The following is a 1,412-nucleotide window of genomic DNA, read 5'->3' as shown; positions in this document are numbered from 1 at the left end:
GGTCAGGCACGCGCCGCGGCTCTCGAAGAATGGCGACCCCGCGTTGCGGCAAAAGTTATACATGGGTGCCGTTGTGGCGATGCGGCATAACCCCAGCATTCGGCGCCAATATCAACGGCTGTGTGCTGCAGGCAAACGAAAGATGTCAGCGCTGGGCGCGGCCATGAGAAAACTGGTGCACATCGCTTACGGCGTGCTGGCGCACCAGAAAGAATATGAACCACAGCCCGTTTGAGAGGGGTTGTGGTTCATTGGGAGAGACGGTATCTACAGAGGCAGGTCCGTCCCCTTGAAAGTCCGGTGTGCCATCACAACACTTGTTAATACCCATCCGGAAAAGGAGAACCGCGTGAACGTTCTTATTGCAGGCGCAAACGGCAAAATTGGTCGTCGGCTGATTCCCCATCTGGCAGCGGACAATATTCATGTCACCGCCATGGTGCGCGATGCGGCCCAGGCTCAGTCCCTGAAAGAGCTGGGCGCTAACGATGTGGTGGTGGCCGACCTGGAGGGTGACTGCCGTGAGGCGTTGAAAGGGCAGCACACGGTTATTTTCACGGCGGGCTCCGGTCCTCACACCGGCCCGGACAAAACCCTCGACGTGGACCAGAATGGCGCCATCTCGCTGGTGGATCAGGCGAAAGAGCAGGATGTGGATCGCTTTATCATGGTTAGCTCGATGCGCGCCGATGATCCGGACAGTGGCCCGGAAAAAATGCGTCATTACTTCGAAGCCAAAGGCAAGGCGGACAATCACCTGCGCAGCAGTGGCCTGGACCATGTCATTGTCCGCCCGGGGCGCCTCACCGAAGAGCCACCGCTGGGAAAAATCAAACTGGAGCGCAAAATAAAGGATTTTGGGGAAATCTCCCGCGAAGATGTCGCCAAGGTGCTGGCGGAAGTCACCCGAATGGAGACCCGCAACCAGGAGTTCGATGTTATCTCCGGCGAGAGCCCCATCCGGGATGCTCTGCAAAAGGTCTGATGTTGGGTGTGGGCGCATCCCTCACGGTGCTTAGAGGTTCCCGTTCGGGCTCGCACAGTTTCAACGGCCCAATGTCGGATGACGCCTTTAGGCTAATCTGACCTACGGAGACTATTTGATCCCCGGGTTCAATGTCGGCTTAGGCGTAGCGCGTAGGTCGTGTTAGGCGAAGCCGTAACCCGACATCTGGCGTCGCTATGGAGGTAAACGGCAAATGTCGGCTTACGCCTTTAGGCTAAGCCGACCTACAAAACCTATACTAAAACCCACCTTACTCCTGAATTGTTAGACAAAAATCTTCTGGCGTTATCATCCTAACCCCAAGTATTAAAAGACCTGCGTCACCAATACGTATGAATTACGTAGGGTAAGTGCTGCAAACCATTCGCATTGCAGTAAACAAACTGTAAAATGCCGCAGCTTGTCA

2 protein-coding genes are annotated in these 1,412 nt (G+C 55.5%); both read left to right on the top strand.

Going from position 1 to position 1,412, the window contains the following annotated elements; translation table 11 throughout:
- Positions 1 to 235, top strand: a 235-nt coding sequence (locus A3754_RS26350) for a transposase (protein ID WP_156497185.1), incomplete at its 5' end; no start/stop codon positions are given.
- A gap of 114 nt (positions 236 to 349) precedes the next feature.
- Positions 350 to 985, top strand: coding sequence for an SDR family oxidoreductase (locus tag A3754_RS23625; RefSeq protein ID WP_063521511.1), 636 nt, complete (start codon positions 350 to 352; stop codon positions 983 to 985).
- The last annotated feature ends 427 nt before the right edge of the window (positions 986 to 1,412 follow it).

Source organism: Alcanivorax sp. HI0083, assembly GCF_001635175.1.
This window is presented reverse-complemented; position numbering and strand designations above follow the sequence as displayed.